Here is a 16,462-nt window from a genome sequence, read left to right on the forward strand (position 1 = left end):
GCCCGCCGTGGGCGGGCCGTTCCGATTACTTGCCGGCAGCCTTGACCAGGCCGCGATGGTCGAGGGCAGAAACCCCCGCATCGATGCGAACCTTGGTGGTCACGCCGTCAACGGTGAAGCCTTCCTGCTGCTCAATCCATGGCGCATCCATGCCGTCCAGATAGGCAACCTCAACCGTGTCGCCACCCTGCGCAGCCAGGAACCACTGGGCCACATCGCTATCGGAGAGGCGCGGCTCACCGATCACCTCGGCAAAGCCCTTGAGCGGGTTGCTGATGCCGGAGTTGGCATCGGCTCCTGGGACGGAGGTGCTGTTGATCAGCTGTAGCGCGGTATCTTCCAGCTCAATCGGCACCAGAACAAAGCCCGGGCGGATGTTGAGAGCGCGACCATTACCACCTTCTGCGGCCGCCTTCTGGCTGCGCATCAGCGCCTTGGCAGCAGAGAGTGCCTTGATGCTCATGGCAGAGTCTGCACCGCTCAGCATGTTGTGGTGATCGGCGTGGAACAACGCCTTGTTGTCCGGCATCTTGATGTTCTTGGTCAACACGGCATAGACCAGATCTGCGATGGTGCCACGCGCCGCCGCACCCATCAGTTTCGGGATGCGGGTCAGCAGGTCGAGGTCATCGTTGATGATCGCCTGGCGGGTGATGCAGAACAGCTCGCCATAGGTCGCCAGCTGGATGGTGGCGCCGGTGTCGTTCAGGGTGATGTGCTTGTACTCAGCACCCTCTCGCACTTTGCGCAGGCTGGCGATATCACCCAAGCCGACACGCTGTGCCACCTTGAAGTCGGACAAGGTGCCCTTGCGCGTCCACTTCTCGAAAGTCTCGTTGGCGGATTCCCAACCTTCCAGCACTGACTTGTTGGATACATCCATCAGGATCTTGCCAAAGTCGGAACTGGTGTGGGTGAAGGCCATGCCGACATAGTTCATCGGGCTCATGCCGGAGGTGGATACCCCGCGACCTTCCAGTGATGCCCGCGCCAGCTCGCGCAAGCTGAAACCGTCATAGCGGTTGTCACGCTCTTTCTCTGCATGACCACAGCGGGCCATCAGGGAGGCGCGAACAGAGTCGCCGATCAGGTTGCCGTTGCCAGCGTGGATATGCACGGTGGAACCCAGCGGGCCGGTTTCACTGGCGCCGGTGCCCAGCGCGGCCTTGATTTTCTCTTTAGCGGCTGCGGCGGAAACATCCATATCAGCCAGGCACTCGGCCATCAGCTCAGGGAAGCGGCCGCCGGTCAGCGCAAACAGATCCTGAATGTCATTGCGGCGAGCCTGCTCCTGTCGCTTGAAGGCAGCGACAGCATCATCACCAGCGGGCTGCTGGGGTTGGCCAGGCAAAACGGCGGTCGTGGTGGGATTGGCCGGTACAGGAGCAGCTGTGCCAGCGTTCGCTTTGGCGCCGAACAGGGTTCGGGCCTGGGTAGGAATGTTGTTAAAGTCTTTCATCTTGTTCTCGTTCACGTAGGCGGCAGCCGAGATCGGCTCTTCCAGGACATCGACAAACCCCATCTCTTTGGCCTGCAGGCCATCGAGCCAGGTATCTGCCGACAGTAGCGCGGCCAGCTCCTCGCGGGGCTTGCCGGTTTTATTCTCGTAGGCGTTGAGCAGCAGCGCCTCGTTGCGATCCAGCCAATCGGCCAGATCTCGCAAGTCGTCCGCATTGCCGACTGCGCCAGACCACGGCTTGTGGATCATCACCCAGGCATTGCTCGGCATATGCACGGTGGCATTGGGCAGGCAGAGAATGACCGAGGCCATACTGGCCGCCAGGCCATCGTTCCAGATGTCGATCTTGCAGGTGAGGCGGGCCAGGGTGTTGTAGATGGCAAACCCGTCCATCACATCACCGCCGGGGCTGTGAATGTGCAGATTGATTTGCTTGGCACTAAACACCCCGGCGGCCTTGCAGTCCGAGATGAATTGTTGAGCCGACACACCCCAGTAGCCGATCACGTCATAGATGTAGATCTCTACCGTGGGCTCTGAGGCGGCCAGGGCGTTGATGGTGTACCAGCTGCGGGGGCTCTGGTTATCGGCGGCGGGTTGGTCGCTGGCGGCCTCCGCTCGCGCTGGCATCAGCGCGGTCAGGACCGCCGCCGTCAGGTGGTGCTTTTTCACTGGGTTGTGCTCCTGGATCATTGGCTGGGTTGGAATCGGTGATGACGTTGTTTTGCTTCTCCCATTCCAGTTCGGAAAGACGCTGGTCCCGCACCTCGTCAGGGTTCCTGTTGCGAGCCCGGATCCACTCAGTCACCGTGCCAGCACTACCACGAATCACAGCTTTCCAGCCGTTGGCCTCGCGCTCCGGGTCAATCCAGGGCATGACAGGGGCCAGATAGATGGCATCGAACAGGGTTTTCATATCCAGCTCGGGAGGCAACTCGAGCGGGTCTTTGCTGCGCAGGATTTCGGCTCGCAGCCAATCCCGAAAAACAGGGCGCGACCAGTTGGCCACAAACTCATCCTGCAGCACGGCAAAGCCTTCCCACCCCTCAACCAGCTCCTGGCGCTGGGCGGAATAGGTGCCGTCATAGTCGCGGGCCACGCTCGAATACTGGCTGCGGGTGCCAGCACAGGATGAGCGCAGCTGACCCGATCGCCAGACGTTCAGAGCGGTGTTTGGCCGGTTGGACTGGATAACCCCGACATCCTCGCCGGGGCGCAGGTCGTCAAAGGTCATGCCCGGCGTGATGTCGATCATTCGCTGCGCTTGCGCGGGTGAACCATCTGGCGGCGCCTGGTATCCCTCCGGGTGTTCCTTCTTGATGAAGAAGGCGAGCGAGGCGCTGATCCGGGCGGCTACGCGCTCGGCCTCTTCCACCGACTTGAGGTCAGCGAGGCGAGTGATGACACCGTGCAGCAGCGTAACGCCGCGCAGCTGATGGATCCGCTTGCGCAGGGCCAGGTGATACATCTCGCTGGCTTCAACCTCCTTGGTGCGGTAGCGATAGCCCTGCATTTCGCCGGGGTGATCGAACATCACAAAGTAGGATTTCGGACGGCGCCAGGCATCGAGCTTGATCCCCTGCCTGACGCCATCCGCCACGCTGTTCATCTCGAACGGCACAAAGTCAGGCTCCAGCACCTCCACCGAAAAGGGTGTATCCGAGTGATGCTGATAGCCCTTGATGGTGCCGAGCAGGCGGCGGCCAAACACCTCTCCATCGCGCAACCAGGTGCGGCAGACCAGCCGCTCCATGGCGGGACGGGTGTAGGTGCCGGTGGTTTCCGGTTTGAGTGACCAGGCAGCCCAGCGGCGGCGGATATCCTTGGCGAGGTCATCCAGCAACTGTCCATCGACCGAGCGGGGCTGCGGCTCGATCTGGATGCCTTTGCCGCCGACAATCCGCTCCTCCATCTTGTCGAGAAGGCCGATCACAATGTCATGGTTTTCGTCCAGGGCTCTGGCCTGCTCGCGCAAGCTGATCGCCGATTGCTGGGTGGCCACGTTGGCGCCACGCCGTTCCCGCTTGGCCTGATGGGTTCTAGACGGCATTGCCGCCTCGTAGGCCATCATTCGCAAGCGGTCGCGCATCCGGTTGGCTGCCCAGCCGGGGGAGATAAACCCGACCAACTTATCTATGGCTCTCATGTAAACCTCGCGGCGGCATAGGGCTGACGGGCAGGGTTGGCCACGCTGGCGCGGCGCTGCTCCCACTCCCGCCGACCAGAGCGGAGTTCGTTGAGGTTTTCAGAGGTCACAGTGCGGCCCTGGAACGTTACCTGCTTGCCGGCCAGCACATCGCGCTCGGCCTGCAGGTACAGCTCGATCATGCTGTCGATATCGCTCAGCTTCACAGCCAGCCTCCTGAGTTTGTGCCGAGCCAGCTGTTGCCTGCTGCCGTGGGTCTTGGCTGCGGGCGGGATACCGGCTCGGCGTGGTTGATAGTGGTTGGCTGATGCCGGGCGACCAGGCGCCAGCCTTTGTGCTGGACGCCAAGGCGCACGGCGGCCAGTGAGTAACCCGCGCAGTCAGTGGGCTCGTTGCGGGCGCCGGATGGGTTAACCCAGCGATAGACGCGGCGGCCCTTGATAAACTCCAGCCGCTTTCGCTCACAGGTCAGCCCCTTGAAATAGTGTTCATCTGCCCACTCGGCGACAGGGTGGTGCCGGTAACCAGGCAGCGGCCCGGATAGCGATGCAGGCACATCGGCCAGGCGGGCGTAGATCACGTCCTTGGCGGTGTCGGTGCCGACCTCCGACAGGTAAACGCCCTGCCGGTTCTTCTTGCGCGGGAAGGTGATGATGGGTTTGCCCATCACCGTGGCCCCCTTGATAGGGATATATTTGCGCGGGTTGCGGCGACAGAACTGATAGACCTCATCGGTGTAGTGACCACCCGAGTCAATCAGCACCAGGCCGATATCCATCACCTCACCGTTGGCCTTGATAAACTGGCGCGAGAACTGCTCGTGCAGTCGATCCCAGATCTCGGTGTGCCCGAGGTTGCCGTACAGGCGCTGGTAGTCGATCACCCAATGCTCCTCCCCCACGCCCCAGCCGGTGATCTCGAACTCGAAACGGTCATCCTGGGTATCAGCCCCGACAGTGATATAGAGCACCCCATCAGGGACGGGGTGCGGCCATACCTCGCGGCGGGCGGCAAGCGCCTCCCACTCCAGTTTCTCACCGGTCTCCTCTTCCCAGGTCTCGCCCAGCGTGGTGTTGACGAAGGTCTTTAGCTTGCCCTGGTCATCCTTCGCTTTGAGGAAGTCAGAGACAATCCGCACCCATGTCGTCAGCGGGCTGTAGGCCGTCCAGATATGGAAGGTCACCGACTCGGGCGGCGGGATCGGCTGGTCGTCACTGTCGAACCAGTCGATGGAATCCCGCGTCCAGATGCCGGTTCGCTCACAGATCCAGCGTTCCACCGTCTCGTAATCCATCTCATGCTGACGAATGGCACAGCCATTTGCCTCGCACAGATAGAACGCCGAGTTGTGGTTGTTACCGTCCCACTTGATCCCGAACTCGGCATCGGGGCCGCCCCACTTGAGGTACTGCTCGGCATGGCAATGTGGGCACTTCACGTGATAACGCATCAGGTGTTGCGATTCGCTGGCCGCCCGCTCTATCTGGCACTGCCCCGCGATCTTGGGGGTAGAGCCACGGATTGATTTTGGGTGGGTCGAGCCCTCCATCCGCTTGTCACCGAGGAACGTGGGCGAACCCTCGTGATCGATGTCAGCATCGAAGGCGGCCAGCTCGTCATAGATACCGAAGTCGGGAGAGGCTTCTCGGTAGTTTGCCGCCGCTTTACCACCCCGGATCTCTAACCCTCGCCCGTTGGCGAATCGCTTGAGCTCCAGCGTGTTGTCTTTGTGCTTCTTCCCATACCAGGGCGCGAGCGCCTTTAGTCTGGGGACATCACGGATCATGGGGTCAACGTGCTTTTTGACGAACTTTTCAGCATCACCATCAGTGGGATGCCAGATCAGTCCGTTGCGCTTCTTGTGCTCCAACAGGTAAGCGGCCACACCGAGCAGCATCTTGGTGTAACCAACCCGCGCCGACTTGACGAAATTGACCTCTCGAATGTCGTCATTGGCCATCGCGTTGATGATGGCCACCTGGAACGGCAGCGACTTCCAGCGGCCCTCCTGATAGGAGGACTCCACCGGCAGGTAGTAATGGTCATCCATCCACTCGGCGGCGGTCTGCACCGGCGGCCTGAGCAGGGCTGACAGCCCAAGGTTTACGGCAGCCGCCAGGCTACTTACTTGTGCTGTCGATATATTCATCCAGTAACTCCGGCAGCAGATCACCCAGGGAGGCCGCCTCGTTGCTGGCTATGACCAGTTCGCGCTGGAGCCCCTCGATGTGCTTGGTCTGCAATTCGGGATAACGGCGGCGCATAGTGAGTGGAACGGTGTCGAGCAGACTGCTGACCTTTGCGGCGATGCGCGTCAGAGCGAACGTTGCAAACTCGGTCGGCACCTGATGGCGCTCAGCGATCCGGTTCTCGCGCTCGGCCTTGTCGGCCTGCTCCTTGGTGAGCCTCCACCGTTGGAAGTCCAGTTGATCCTCATCCATGTCTTGAGGATCCGTTGGTTGGTGTTTTTGGATCGCGTTCTCGATCCGGTTATCCACAACCGAGCGCACATCAAAGTAAACGTTGCGCCCGATCTTTTTTACTGGCTTAACTCCCCACTTATCAAAGGCTTGCACCGAGATCCCCAGGCTTGCAGCCATGTCGGATTTTTTCAGCCAGCCAGGCGCAGGGCGATCCTTGTCTGATGGCTCTGACATGAAAACAACAACCTCACTTCTTGGGGTTTCATATGTAGTGAAAAACCGCGCCCCGTCCGACCCGTAAGGCCGGGGGGTGGCTGGGAGTACCTTTACCCTGGGGGGTGGGGTATTGCGGTAGTTGGGTTAACGGGGTTGAGTCAATGAGAGATAGGCTCTTTCGCAGGCTAGTCCTGACGCTCGAGCTCGGTCATACGCTGCTGCCAGCTCACCCGCTCTTTCATCAGCCCGGCTGAGCAGGTCGGCGAGCACCATGGCAGGATGTCCGGCTGCCGGGCCTCCTTGGGCAGCCCCGGGATTGCTGGCGCACTGACTTGCTCGGGCTGCCAGGCGGCGGGCTTGCTCGCGCAGCCGGCCAGACTCAAGGTCAGCAGCAGCGGCATCAGCCTGCGCTTGGGCGATTTCTTCTTGTGCATGGTCTCTCACCTCATCGATTTCAGCCTGCCGGCGCTGCTCTTCCTCCCGAGCCTTCAGCTCAGCCTTAGTTCTGGCTGTGGCAAGGCGGGCAGCCTCTTCATTCCACTTTGCCTGCCAGGTCTTGCGCTCCCCCTCCTCCCCAGCAGCATGACCGGAGCGATAGAGCGCCACACCGCCGCCGGCCAGGGCGGCTATCACCAAGGCACCGGCCAGGAACGGCAGCACCTTGCTCTGCTGAGTCACTCCCATCACACCCCCTTGCACTTCGCATTGAGGCGCAGCCGGTCTTTCCAGAGCCCGGGGCATACCCGGTTCCCCGGTACCGAGCAGTCCTGGTTGCCGGAACGCTTGAATAGCAGGATCGCCTCGCAGGCCCCGGGGTAGTCGCCAGCGTTCAGGCGCTTCACGATGGTGGATCGGCAGAAGGCGCCGGGACCGATGTTGTGGGAGAGCTCGACATAGGCGTCGAACTCATACTGGTGGAGTGGCACCTTGATGCAGGCCTTGAGGGCATTCTCGAACACCCGCACCTCCCGAAGGCTCCTGTTCACCGCGGCGACGGGCGTGATGGTGTCACCCATCTTGACCCCTTCGGTGCTCCCAAAGCCGATAGTGGGGAGCTTGGTACCGTGTACTGGGTCGGGGTAAGCCATCGGCTCAAACCCCTCCCGATTCAGGATCCCCACAAAGCCGGCAGCACTGAGAGTGAGCGCCGCTATGGCAATTCGTACTTTTGTCATGCCTACCCCACCTGCTTGGCGCGTGGCTTGATGATGTTCGACCAGATAAACCAGCCGATCTGAACCGAAAGCCACACAAGCGTCGCGATCAGCACCCAGTCATTCAAAGAGACACCAGCCCACGACATACTCACCACCGCTACAGGAGGGGCAGATTTCGCAGTTTCACCGACCACAGTGGTAGCGATCTGCTCATGGCCTTGATTCATGAATCCACCCCAGAAACGAAAAAACCCCGGCTAAGCCGCAATGCTGTTCAGATAAGCACTTTTTTGACTGATTATTCATAAATTGGATTTGAGTTGAGGGGGCAAGGCTGTGTCCAGTCGATCTTCCTCCAGCCTTTATCCAGCGGGGCTTGCAATAGAAAGAGGGAGGCATCATGCCTCCCTCGATTTTTTGTCCTGATACTACGTGGACTGGAACTCAAATTCTCTTAAGTGAACAGCATTGCGGCTAAGCCGAGGTTTGAGAGCAAGAAACAAAAAAAACCGCAACCTTTCGGGTGCAGTCTTCCATCGTTGGCAATCAGCCTACACAAAATTGCAGGTGGCCGTCAAGCCACCCTCACCTGCACAAGCAACAACCCCGCCGAAGCGGGGTTCTAGGGGCAAGTGACTTACCGCGTCGTATACCAATAGCGCGTCTGCGCCGCTGACTCCTGCTGGTGGCACCAATCCAGCACGGCCAGATAGAGCGGATACCAGCCCAGCTCCCATTGCCCACGGGTCAGTCCACCAGCCAACGGTTCAATGGCGCGTCTGATCTGAGTACCCGGGATGGGGCGTAGCCCGGTACCACCACAGCGTGGGCACACCTTATCAATCGCCTTGCCGTGCAGGCGGCTCAGTTCCAGGTCGCGGATCACTCCCCGCCCCCGGCAGAACTGCGGGTGACAGGAAGCCCCAGGAGTGTCAGCAGTGCGGCAGTAGTGTTCCAGGGCCAGCTCGGCCACCCGGCGCAAGGCCATGCCATGGCCACGTTCCTTGTTGGCCCCCACATAGCGGGGGGCAATCTTGGCGCACTCGGCTTGCACAGCCAGCAGGGCCTTCTTGGCATCCCCTAGGTCTTTGCAGTAACGCGCCATCACCAGCGCCATGCCGGCACCATTGTGCTTCTGAACCATTCCCAATGCCGTCATTACATCACTCTTTGTCAAATGAGAACGCCCCGTTGACTGCGCCTGATAGGCCTGCAGCATCACAGAACGCGGATCCCCAACCGTAATTGCATACTCAAAGCGCATCCATTACCTCCACCGACACCGAAACCTTGCCTCCCTTCACCACTTTGCCGCGCTGTACCGTCAGCAGGTCGATCTGGCTGTCATCCAGCCACACCCCGGCGTGGGTCAGCGCATCCAGCGTCGCCTTGAGCATATTGTCCAGATCCCGGGCGCGGCGATCGGGCGGGCAAGCCAGCAGCACTACCTGCAAGCGGCCATCGAGGCGCATGCCAGCCAACCGGCTGATCAGGCACTGCTGGGCGGCAGCAGCACGAAAGCGTCGTCCCTTCTCACTCAGCAAGGTTCTCGGCTTGCCGCCCACGGCCACATTGCGCCAGATCTGATTGGTTGAAGGGGGCCACGGCAGGGTCACTGTCCATGAATCAGCTTTTGGCATTGAACACTCCCAAGGAGCAAGCCAGCTCCAGTGTGTTGATAACGTGCTCCAGCTGCGAACCGTGCTGGGCCTCCCAGGCCTTCCACCCGATCCGGTGCAACTCCATGTGTGGCTGGTGGGCTAGCGGGAACACCATCAGATCGTGTGCCTTGCTACCCATCACACTCATCCCGTGACCCACCACATGGTGCGCCTCGACCCCCTCACGCTGGCCGGTCACCACACAGGGCAACTGCCGGACAAAGGCCAGGTAGGCCGCGCACTCCCAGCGCTGGCGTTTTGGCTTGCCCAGGTGCAGGGCCGCGGGCTCCGGATCGATATGACGGATGGCAGGTTTGGCATTGATGCGGGGCCGCAGATCGGCGAGCGGGTCACTCTCGGTCACTTCCAGGCGGTGCTGGCGATAGCGGGCATCCGTCTCCCGGTGACCGCGGGGTGACCACTTGCGATCCGGTTCGATGGGGGCCAGGCGGCAGGCCGCACGAAGCAGCGGATCCGGCAGTGACGGCAACACCTTGAAGACGGTCGCCCACCAGCACAGATCCCGGGCGGTGAGCTCTGGCACGGCCACCCCGCACCAGCCAGCCACCCGCTGCAACACCACCCGCGCCAGCCAGTCGGCCACATCAGCGAGGCGGAGCGGCAGCTGCCCGGCGTGGTGCTCGTTGTCGTGATGCCAGCACAAAGGCAGATGGACCCCCTCCACCTCTGCGGTGACGGTTTCCCCAATGCAGCCATCGGCTATCACGCAAGCAGTGGCATTGGCGGTCAGCAGCTCCCCGCCGGCGGCATTCACCACCGCGGCGCAGGCCAGGGCCCCCGCCAGCTCGGGGAACTGGGCCAGCAGGTCGCCACCCAGATCGCGCACCAGGCGCACCGGCTTGCCTGACAGCTGATGGCGCACCGCTGGCAGGTCGTCCCCCAGCGGCACCAGGGCCAGGCCCAGTGCCTCCACAAATACGGCGTTGGCCATCGTCATGCTTGCCCCCTGATCGCGTTCAACTGCTGGCGGAACCACTCGCGGTGCAAGTCCTCCACCTCCTCGATGGCGGCCACCACCACCTCACGCCCGATCTCATTGCGCCGCCGGCGCCAGACCAGCAGGTGCGCCTGCTTGATCAACTCAATGCGCTGCCGTTCAGACGATGGCAACAGGGCCAGGTTGTGACTCATGCCGCCACCCCGCGCAGGATGCCGTCACGGATCAGTCGCTCCACCAGCCACTGCTGGCCCTTGCCGGTGATCAGGGGGGTGAAGCTGATCCGCCGCTCGCCGTTGCTGTCAAACGAGCTCTCCCGGGTCGCGAACAGCCCTCGGTCCACATACTCCTGCATCGGCAGGTTCCAGCGCTCCCCGCGGCAACTCATCAAGATCTTGCGTTCCCTCAGCAGGGTGAACAGGGTATTGGGGCCAAGGCCCACCGTCTTGGCGAACGCCGACAAGGTGATCCCCTTCTCCACACTGGCGATCTGCTTCGCAAACGCCACTGCCGGGGCATCCAGCGCCACCTTTCGCTCCAACTCCATCTTCTGCTCTGCAAGCTCAGCTGCCAGCCGCAGCGCCTCCGGCAGCGTCTGGGGGATCATCATCGCGGGCTGGTGGACCTGCTGCTCCAGCTCCTGCCAGCGATCAACCACGGCAGCGGTGAATTCAGGAGACAGCCGAGCCACCAGCACCAATGAATCACGCTTGTTCAACCGGTACTCGGTGTATTCATTGCCATTGTGTTGAAATGGGAACTCAGCCAACGGCTGGGTTAATAAACCAGCAGTGAAAAGCCGATCTGCCGAGCGCTTCACGTCGGAATGATTGCTTTTCACCAACTGAGCTATCTCGCGGGTGCTCATTACCGGGCTGGCATTTGTCTTCATCAGTTCCATCACTTCACCCCCATCGACACATTCGCGGCCAGATACACAGCCAGGCCAATCATCACCACCACCATCAGGGTGCTCTTCATGAAATCGCGCATTTGATCATCTCCAACGTGGCGGGCCGCTGTTGCTGGCCGCGCAGGGCGTTTACCGCCGCCATCACTTCGCCGAGATCGGCATCCTGCACCAGGTAGTGCCCGGCACGGTGGGCGGCAGAGGTGGCCCCCAGCTGGCGCGGACAATCCGACACCTCAAGGCGCACCTGCACCGGCAGCCAATCCTTCACCTCGGGGTACACCGCTACCCGCACATGCTTGGCGGCTTTGATATCCCGCTCGCAGGCTTCACTGAATGTCACTGCCATCACTGCACCCCCAGACAACTGATGTTTGCTCTGAGCAGCGAGGCCTGCAGCGCCACTGCGTCCTTGGTGATCACATCGACCGATGACAGCTCGAAATCGTCACCTTCTCCGACACAGGCCAGCACCAGCTCGAACTCACCGGCGTTCTGTGCCATGGTCCAGCTCCAGCCGGTGGGCGCCTCCGGGATCTCGATATCGAAGGTGCAGGGCCACATCTTGTGCAGCAGAGTCATCGCAGCATTGGCGATCAGCTCGTGTTTATTGGCCACCATGCTCACCTCCCCGCTTGAACAGCTTTTTCAGGTTTGCCACGGCGCGCTGGCCGGTCTGCTGGTAAAACTCCGGGCTGTGCTGGATCTGCGCCCGGGTTGGCAGCCCCTTCATCACCTCGGCATTCAGGTCTTCACCGGCCATCATCCGGCGCACCAGCTGGGCATAGGCCTGATCGAACACGGCGCGGTAAGCGTCTGCGCTCAAGGTCTGGCGCTCCCAGCTGGTCGCCTTGGCGGCCAGCTCAACGGCGGGATGGGTGTAACGGCGGGTGCGAACCTCAACCAGCGCGCTATCCAGCGTGGGCAAGCCCAATGACTCCGGCGTTACCTCACACCACTTGATGAACTTGCTGGTGCTCGGGAAGAAGTCCCCGCCGTGGCTGCGGGCCATCCGCATCCCCAGCTGCAGCTGCTCGCGGCTGGTGCAACCGGCATCGACAAGGGCGCGGGTCCACTCGGCCAGTGCGCGGCGCTGATGGTCGTCAGTGGGGAATGCCTGCTTCCATGCCGGGAACACCGCTTTCAACTGCTCGAACAGGGTGGCCACCATCTTGGAATCCCGATCGGTCAGCGGGCGCTGCTGCGGGGTGATGGTCTCCACGGTCGGCGCGGTGGCGATCTCGTGCAGCACAGCACTGAGTGGTTTCATGGTCATCAGAAGCCCTCCTGCATGCGCTGGTTGAGCTCAGCGGCCGTCATGGTCTGGGTCAGGTCGGTGTGGTCATTGCGGCGCGGCGTGAAGGCCTGAAGGCCATTGCTGCCGCCACGGTCTTGGCACTTCGACAGCCAGGCGTTGATAAACCGGTTGATGCCGGTCTTGGTCTTGCGCTTGGTCGGGTTGGCAATCAGCCAGCCAGTCATGGTGCGCAGCTCTTGGGCTACATCCACCGCCGGATACAGGGCTTGCATCTGGGCAGCGAACGATTCGGTTACCTGATGCTCACCGCTGTTGAGCGGCATGGTGATCACCACAGGCTCTTGCGGTGCTGGCTGCTTGGCGGGCAGTAAAACAGGCTCAGCAGAAACAGATTCAATCACCACCGGCGTGGAGGCCGCGATAGCGGGCTCGGCGCTAGTGTTTTGATCTTTTGTCTTTCTTGTCTTTTGAATAGTGTCTTTTGTGTATCCCTGTTTCGGGGAATCTGCCTTCCCTGTTTTGGGGAAACTTTCCTTCCCTGTTTTGGGGAATGTTTCCCTGTTTTGTGGAATGTGCGTTTGCCACTCAGAAATGACCTTGTTCGGGCCAGTTTTACGACCACGGCTGATGAGCACACCCATGCGCAGCAACTCGTTCTTGGCAGTGCTTACCCGAGTGGCCGGGATGTTGGTCGCCTCTGCGATCTGCTCGTTGGTCATCCAGTCCATAGACTTGTTGAAGCCGTAGGTCTTGCGGATGACAGCCAGGGCCACCTTGTACTGGTGCTTGGTCAGGTCAGCCTCAATCAGCGCATCGAGCAGGTCGTTAGCCAGTCTGGTGTAACCATCATCACAATCTGCCACCATGACCTCCTGTGGCTTCGCTAGTGCGCTATGAGCGGGGAATTGAATAACGGTGGCAAGGTTACCCATGAGCCACCTCCTGCAGGTGCTGCATCAGGCAGCTCAGGTGACGCTTGGCCTGCTCGGGGGTTGCCGGGATCTTGATGCCGCGCAGCAGACCGCCATAAACCAGATAGGACTGGCCCTGACTCTCAACCAGACGCGGGATCACAGCCGGGATCACGTTGCGGCGCTTACCTTGCGCTTTGGCGCCAGCTTCGGTACGCTTATCCATGTTGTTTTCTCCAAGAAAATTGACCTCGGGTCGGGCTGTTACAGCAGCGCCGGCCCAATCTTTTTGAACTCCATTCATCACTTCGCTCCTCCTTGCACTGCCACTGGCAACGGACGTACCTGACTTGCCACTGACTCTTCCAAACTCAACAGCTCCCTGATGGCGCGATGCACTGCCGCCGTAATTGCCTGACGCTCGATCGGGTCAATCACCCCGTCCTGACGCGCCAGATGCAGCTCACCGAACACCGCCCCCACCACTGAGGTGACGGTCATCACCTGGTCGGCCAGCTCTTCCTCGCTCACCGTGCTATCCGGCAGAGCCACCAGCACATGGCCACGAGACAACGCCCAGGCTTGCAGAATGGCGTTGTCACCGGTCAGCTCGGTCACAGCCATGGCCTCAGACAGGGTCAGGTGATGGTCTTCGCACTGCGGGTTGAACTTGTTGTTCAGGGTGGTCGGGCGCTTGTTGCCCATCAGCTTGGCCAGCTCGGTGATGTTGTACCGGCGGCTCAACTGATAAGCGGCGTCAATAGGGTCAGATGCGTGGGAGTGATCCCGCTTGACTCTCGTGGTTGTTTTTTTGGCTTCTGTCATGATGGTCGCACCTGCTCAGTTTTCAGCTTCCCCTTGGTGAGGAGCTGGATCTGACAAGCGCGACCGTAAGGGATTTCTTCCCCCCATAGCGACACTGCCGACTTGCTTATGCCGAGTGCTTTCGCGGTCTTTGTTACCCCGCCAAAGTAGGCGATAACGTCTAGTTTCTTCATAGCCCCTCCTGTCGATGAGGAAAGGTTAAGCAAGCGCAACTCTCCGGTCAAGCACAATTAACGCCAAAAGGTTTAAATTACTTAACTATGAGCATCGGAGAACGCATCAAGCTGTCTAGGTCGCGCCTGAAAATGACCCAGCAGCAACTCGGCGACAAAATAGGCGCAAACAAGGCATCCATTTCACAGTGGGAGAATGGGGTGTACACCCCTGACGCAAAGAACCTTTCCGAGTTGGCAAAGGCACTCTCCGTCTCTGTGTTTTGGTTGATGGATGGGAAGGGCGAGCCTTCTGGTCAGAACATGGAAATAGCATCACCAGACACTCACCGGATCCCGGTGATCAGCTATGTGCAGGCGGGGGTATGGACAGCGCCGAACGAGATCCGCGAGTGCGATGGCAATATGGCCTACATCACCACCGATCTCGAGCTGGGCGAGCGCGCCTTTGCCATCGTGATCCGGGGTAACTCCATGGAGCCGGAATTCACCGAGGGCGATCTGGTGCTGATCGACCCGGACGAACCGCTCCACCCTGGCGACTTCGTGGTTGCCAAGAACGGCGAAGAAGAGGCCACCTTCAAGAAGTACCGCCCCCGCGGCTACAGTGAAGACGGCAAAGAGATCTTCGAGCTGGCCCCGCTCAATGACGATTACGCCACCATGCGCTCGGATCGCCAACATATCCAAATAATCGGCACCATGGTGGAGCACCGTCGCCGCAGGAAACGGCGTTAACAGCGAGTGACAATATTAGAATTGGCAATCGATACCTATCACTATTCGGCGACCCAAATTCATCGTGTGATGGATGATGGTCGTACCGGAGCCAGGTTATGCCGGTGCAGTGACGGCAACGACTATGTCATCAAGACGCTGGGGGAAGTTCCCCCCTATGAACTGATTGCCGAATGGATTTGCGCACATCTGGCCATCGCCTTCGGCCTGCCGGTTCCGCCTTGTAAGCTGGTGATCGACATGCCACGCCTGATCAAGCACAGCGGCGATGTGTGTAACGAACCCGATGATACGGTTGGCTTCGCCTCCCTCTATCAAGACACCGCAGTGACATTGACGAGGTTGGCTTCTTTATCCGTTCTGCCTCGGCTCAAAACTGACATTCTGGTTTTCGATGCTTGGATAAAAAACGGGGACCGCACCCTGTCTGGGCACGGTGGTAACGTCAATTTGCTGCAGGACATACTCAACCCACAACAACTATGGGTTTTTGATCACAATCTTGCGTTAAACCCTCATGAGAACCTTGCCACCTTGGCTACCCACCATGTGTTTTGTGGTGAAAATGCGGGGGATAGCCTGGATGACATCGTAACGAAAGCAGAATATGAAACAAAAATTCAGCACTGTATGGCGCTATTACCGCAGATCATAGCCACCATTCCAGATAGCTGGATTGAAGAGGCTAACAGCCGTTTGCCCGATGGAAAAGAGGTGATTAACGATGTCATCTCCCCCATACTGAGCAGGTATAATGACCCCGATTTTTGGAGCTGGATTACGCCATGAAGCATGAAGTGCTCTATGCCACTGTGCAGTTCCGCCCCTACCGAGAAACTGAAGAGTTTGCCAACGTAGGGGTGGTGATGTGCGCCCCTAAAGTGGGATTCTTTGACTATCGTCTTGAAACTAGAAGCTTTTTAAGGGTCACAAACTTTTTCAGTGACCTGGATCGCCAACTGCCAAACCGGGCCACTCACTATGTCGCCAGCGAGCTTGAGCGCGTCAAGCAGATGACGGCGCGTGGTTACACCCCGGAAGGCTTAAGGACGTTGTTCCAAGAGGTGACCAAGGTCAAAGAAGGGATCATCTACTACAGCCATGTGCGGCCCGCCATCATGGATGGCGAATTGCAAGATACGCTGGACGGTCTTTACCAACACTATGTTCATCACAGTTTTGCCAAACACCCCTCGGCAACCGAACAGTTGGAAAGGTCAATGCGAACACTGCTGGAGCAGCACGACCTGCGCAAATACTATCAGCAGCGTAACCTTGAAGATGCATTGGGGCTGGTCAAGGCGAACATCCCCTTCACTCATCAAAAAAATGGGAAGACCATGAAGGCTATTCGCCCCTTGAGCCTGATGCATGGCACCCCCAACAAGATTGTTGAACATGCTGAACAATGGGCTGGACGGTTTACCCGACTCTTTAGCGCCAACATCGTGACGCCAGAGACAGTCTTGCTGCCGATTGCAGAGCCGGATAACCAACAAGAGCCAGGGATAGCCAAGGCGCTGAATATGGCCAGAAACATTTTTACCGATAGCCATATCACCACTGTGTCGGCTAACGACGAAGAGAAGATATTGACCTTCGCCGCACAAATATAAAACTTACCAAT

The 16,462-nt window shown here is 59.7% G+C and carries 23 protein-coding genes and 1 pseudogene; 4 read left to right on the forward strand and 20 right to left on the reverse strand.

Going from position 1 to position 16,462, the window contains the following annotated elements:
- Window positions 1–25 precede the first annotated feature (25 nt).
- The 20 genes from PG896_RS09860 to PG896_RS09955 form a co-directional block, all read right to left on the reverse strand.
- On the reverse strand, window positions 26–2,131 hold the full coding sequence (locus PG896_RS09860) for a ClpP-like prohead protease/major capsid protein fusion protein (protein ID WP_270835648.1): 2,106 nt from the start codon (window positions 2,129–2,131) through the stop codon (window positions 26–28).
- Window positions 2,043–3,605, reverse strand: a complete 1,563-nt coding sequence (locus PG896_RS09865) for a phage portal protein (protein ID WP_270835649.1) — start codon at window positions 3,603–3,605, stop codon at window positions 2,043–2,045. The genes PG896_RS09860 and PG896_RS09865 overlap by 89 nt, the downstream gene beginning before the upstream one ends.
- Window positions 3,602–3,811, reverse strand: a complete 210-nt coding sequence (locus PG896_RS09870) for a hypothetical protein (protein ID WP_041211165.1) — start codon at window positions 3,809–3,811, stop codon at window positions 3,602–3,604. Before PG896_RS09870 ends, PG896_RS09865 begins: the two co-directional genes overlap by 4 nt.
- On the reverse strand, window positions 3,808–5,754 hold the full coding sequence (locus PG896_RS09875) for a phage terminase large subunit family protein (protein ID WP_041205566.1): 1,947 nt from the start codon (window positions 5,752–5,754) through the stop codon (window positions 3,808–3,810). Before PG896_RS09875 ends, PG896_RS09870 begins: the two co-directional genes overlap by 4 nt.
- Window positions 5,726–6,262, reverse strand: a complete 537-nt coding sequence (locus PG896_RS09880; protein WP_041205565.1) for a terminase small subunit — start codon at window positions 6,260–6,262, stop codon at window positions 5,726–5,728. The genes PG896_RS09875 and PG896_RS09880 overlap by 29 nt, the downstream gene beginning before the upstream one ends.
- A gap of 126 nt (window positions 6,263–6,388) precedes the next feature.
- Window positions 6,389–6,985, reverse strand: a complete 597-nt coding sequence (locus tag PG896_RS09885) for a DUF2514 domain-containing protein (RefSeq protein WP_309295576.1) — start codon at window positions 6,983–6,985, stop codon at window positions 6,389–6,391.
- Window positions 6,928–7,419 carry a lysozyme gene (locus PG896_RS09890; RefSeq protein WP_042047483.1) on the reverse strand — a complete coding sequence of 164 codons (492 nt, stop codon included), beginning with the start codon at window positions 7,417–7,419 and terminating at the stop codon, window positions 6,928–6,930. The genes PG896_RS09885 and PG896_RS09890 overlap by 58 nt, the downstream gene beginning before the upstream one ends.
- 2 nt (window positions 7,420–7,421) lie before the next feature.
- Complete coding sequence (locus PG896_RS09895) at window positions 7,422–7,628, reverse strand: hypothetical protein (protein WP_033132437.1); 207 nt, start codon at window positions 7,626–7,628, stop codon at window positions 7,422–7,424.
- A gap of 410 nt (window positions 7,629–8,038) precedes the next feature.
- Entirely contained in the window at window positions 8,039–8,560 is a 522-nt protein-coding gene (locus PG896_RS09900) for an antitermination protein Q (RefSeq protein ID WP_233421499.1), read from the reverse strand.
- Between the two features lie 94 nt (window positions 8,561–8,654).
- A complete protein-coding gene (locus PG896_RS09905; protein ID WP_171269711.1) occupies window positions 8,655–9,041 on the reverse strand; it encodes a RusA family crossover junction endodeoxyribonuclease in 387 nt (128 codons plus the stop codon).
- Window positions 9,028–10,020: a DUF968 domain-containing protein gene (locus PG896_RS09910; RefSeq protein ID WP_270835650.1), complete on the reverse strand. Its 993-nt coding sequence runs from the start codon at window positions 10,018–10,020 to the stop codon at window positions 9,028–9,030. The genes PG896_RS09905 and PG896_RS09910 overlap by 14 nt, the downstream gene beginning before the upstream one ends.
- A complete protein-coding gene (locus tag PG896_RS09915) occupies window positions 10,017–10,214 on the reverse strand; it encodes a DUF3283 family protein (RefSeq protein ID WP_270835651.1) in 198 nt (65 codons plus the stop codon). Before PG896_RS09915 ends, PG896_RS09910 begins: the two co-directional genes overlap by 4 nt.
- Window positions 10,211–10,921, reverse strand: a complete 711-nt coding sequence (locus PG896_RS09920; RefSeq protein WP_333563591.1) for a phage antirepressor KilAC domain-containing protein — start codon at window positions 10,919–10,921, stop codon at window positions 10,211–10,213. The genes PG896_RS09915 and PG896_RS09920 overlap by 4 nt, the downstream gene beginning before the upstream one ends.
- 76 nt (window positions 10,922–10,997) lie before the next feature.
- Window positions 10,998–11,279 carry a hypothetical protein gene (locus tag PG896_RS09925; protein ID WP_270835652.1) on the reverse strand — a complete coding sequence of 94 codons (282 nt, stop codon included), beginning with the start codon at window positions 11,277–11,279 and terminating at the stop codon, window positions 10,998–11,000.
- Window positions 11,279–11,551 carry a hypothetical protein gene (locus PG896_RS09930; RefSeq protein WP_270835653.1) on the reverse strand — a complete coding sequence of 91 codons (273 nt, stop codon included), beginning with the start codon at window positions 11,549–11,551 and terminating at the stop codon, window positions 11,279–11,281. The genes PG896_RS09925 and PG896_RS09930 overlap by 1 nt, the downstream gene beginning before the upstream one ends.
- Complete coding sequence (locus tag PG896_RS09935; RefSeq protein ID WP_159158930.1) at window positions 11,538–12,206, reverse strand: replication protein P; 669 nt, start codon at window positions 12,204–12,206, stop codon at window positions 11,538–11,540. The genes PG896_RS09930 and PG896_RS09935 overlap by 14 nt, the downstream gene beginning before the upstream one ends.
- The gene (locus PG896_RS09940; RefSeq protein ID WP_270835654.1) at window positions 12,206–13,120 is read right to left on the reverse strand and encodes a replication protein; all 915 of its coding nucleotides are present in this window, start codon (window positions 13,118–13,120) and stop codon (window positions 12,206–12,208) included. Before PG896_RS09940 ends, PG896_RS09935 begins: the two co-directional genes overlap by 1 nt.
- A complete protein-coding gene (locus PG896_RS09945) occupies window positions 13,113–13,325 on the reverse strand; it encodes a hypothetical protein (RefSeq protein WP_199428472.1) in 213 nt (70 codons plus the stop codon). The genes PG896_RS09940 and PG896_RS09945 overlap by 8 nt, the downstream gene beginning before the upstream one ends.
- A 77-nt stretch (window positions 13,326–13,402) precedes the next feature.
- Window positions 13,403–13,924, reverse strand: coding sequence for a phage regulatory CII family protein (locus tag PG896_RS09950; protein ID WP_052497104.1), 522 nt, complete (start codon window positions 13,922–13,924; stop codon window positions 13,403–13,405).
- Entirely contained in the window at window positions 13,921–14,097 is a 177-nt protein-coding gene (locus tag PG896_RS09955; protein WP_102948868.1) for a Cro/CI family transcriptional regulator, read from the reverse strand. The genes PG896_RS09950 and PG896_RS09955 overlap by 4 nt, the downstream gene beginning before the upstream one ends.
- Before the next feature lie 87 nt (window positions 14,098–14,184).
- Here PG896_RS09955 and PG896_RS21160 point away from each other — a divergent pair.
- From PG896_RS21160 to PG896_RS09970, 4 genes and pseudogenes are all read left to right on the forward strand, one after another.
- Window positions 14,185–14,376 (forward strand): annotated as a pseudogene (locus PG896_RS21160) (helix-turn-helix domain-containing protein); the annotation flags it as partial.
- Window positions 14,377–14,400: 24 nt separating this feature from the next.
- Entirely contained in the window at window positions 14,401–14,835 is a 435-nt protein-coding gene (locus tag PG896_RS09960) for a LexA family protein (protein WP_333563592.1), read from the forward strand.
- Window positions 14,836–14,856: 21 nt separating this feature from the next.
- Complete coding sequence (locus PG896_RS09965; protein ID WP_270835656.1) at window positions 14,857–15,624, forward strand: HipA family kinase; 768 nt, start codon at window positions 14,857–14,859, stop codon at window positions 15,622–15,624.
- Entirely contained in the window at window positions 15,621–16,451 is an 831-nt protein-coding gene (locus tag PG896_RS09970) for a DUF3037 domain-containing protein (RefSeq protein ID WP_270835657.1), read from the forward strand. The genes PG896_RS09965 and PG896_RS09970 overlap by 4 nt, the downstream gene beginning before the upstream one ends.
- Window positions 16,452–16,462: the final 11 nt, after the last annotated feature.

The sequence above is a fragment of the Aeromonas sp. QDB30 genome, from assembly GCF_027707645.1.
In the GTDB taxonomy this organism is placed as follows: domain Bacteria; phylum Pseudomonadota; class Gammaproteobacteria; order Enterobacterales; family Aeromonadaceae; genus Aeromonas; species Aeromonas caviae.

Coding starts and splice junctions, on each gene's coding strand:
- PG896_RS09865 (WP_270835649.1), bottom strand. CDS start 3,605: ATGAGAGCCATAGATAAGTTGGTCGGGTTTATCTCCCCCGGCTGGGCA.
- PG896_RS09875 (WP_041205566.1), bottom strand. CDS start 5,754: ATGAATATATCGACAGCACAAGTAAGTAGCCTGGCGGCTGCCGTAAAC.
- PG896_RS09880 (WP_041205565.1), bottom strand. CDS start 6,262: ATGTCAGAGCCATCAGACAAGGATCGCCCTGCGCCTGGCTGGCTGAAA.
- PG896_RS09885 (WP_309295576.1), bottom strand. CDS start 6,985: ATGCCCCGGGCTCTGGAAAGACCGGCTGCGCCTCAATGCGAAGTGCAA.
- PG896_RS09890 (WP_042047483.1), bottom strand. CDS start 7,419: ATGACAAAAGTACGAATTGCCATAGCGGCGCTCACTCTCAGTGCTGCC.
- PG896_RS09895 (WP_033132437.1), bottom strand. CDS start 7,628: ATGAATCAAGGCCATGAGCAGATCGCTACCACTGTGGTCGGTGAAACT.
- PG896_RS09900 (WP_233421499.1), bottom strand. CDS start 8,560: ATGACGGCATTGGGAATGGTTCAGAAGCACAATGGTGCCGGCATGGCG.
- PG896_RS09905 (WP_171269711.1), bottom strand. CDS start 9,041: ATGCCAAAAGCTGATTCATGGACAGTGACCCTGCCGTGGCCCCCTTCA.
- PG896_RS09910 (WP_270835650.1), bottom strand. CDS start 10,020: ATGACGATGGCCAACGCCGTATTTGTGGAGGCACTGGGCCTGGCCCTG.
- PG896_RS09915 (WP_270835651.1), bottom strand. CDS start 10,214: ATGAGTCACAACCTGGCCCTGTTGCCATCGTCTGAACGGCAGCGCATT.
- PG896_RS09920 (WP_333563591.1), bottom strand. CDS start 10,921: ATGGAACTGATGAAGACAAATGCCAGCCCGGTAATGAGCACCCGCGAG.
- PG896_RS09925 (WP_270835652.1), bottom strand. CDS start 11,279: ATGGCAGTGACATTCAGTGAAGCCTGCGAGCGGGATATCAAAGCCGCC.
- PG896_RS09930 (WP_270835653.1), bottom strand. CDS start 11,551: ATGGTGGCCAATAAACACGAGCTGATCGCCAATGCTGCGATGACTCTG.
- PG896_RS09935 (WP_159158930.1), bottom strand. CDS start 12,206: ATGACCATGAAACCACTCAGTGCTGTGCTGCACGAGATCGCCACCGCG.
- PG896_RS09940 (WP_270835654.1), bottom strand. CDS start 13,120: ATGGGTAACCTTGCCACCGTTATTCAATTCCCCGCTCATAGCGCACTA.
- PG896_RS09945 (WP_199428472.1), bottom strand. CDS start 13,325: ATGGATAAGCGTACCGAAGCTGGCGCCAAAGCGCAAGGTAAGCGCCGC.
- PG896_RS09950 (WP_052497104.1), bottom strand. CDS start 13,924: ATGACAGAAGCCAAAAAAACAACCACGAGAGTCAAGCGGGATCACTCC.
- PG896_RS09955 (WP_102948868.1), bottom strand. CDS start 14,097: ATGAAGAAACTAGACGTTATCGCCTACTTTGGCGGGGTAACAAAGACC.
- PG896_RS09960 (WP_333563592.1), top strand. CDS start 14,401: ATGGAAATAGCATCACCAGACACTCACCGGATCCCGGTGATCAGCTAT.
- PG896_RS09970 (WP_270835657.1), top strand. CDS start 15,621: ATGAAGCATGAAGTGCTCTATGCCACTGTGCAGTTCCGCCCCTACCGA.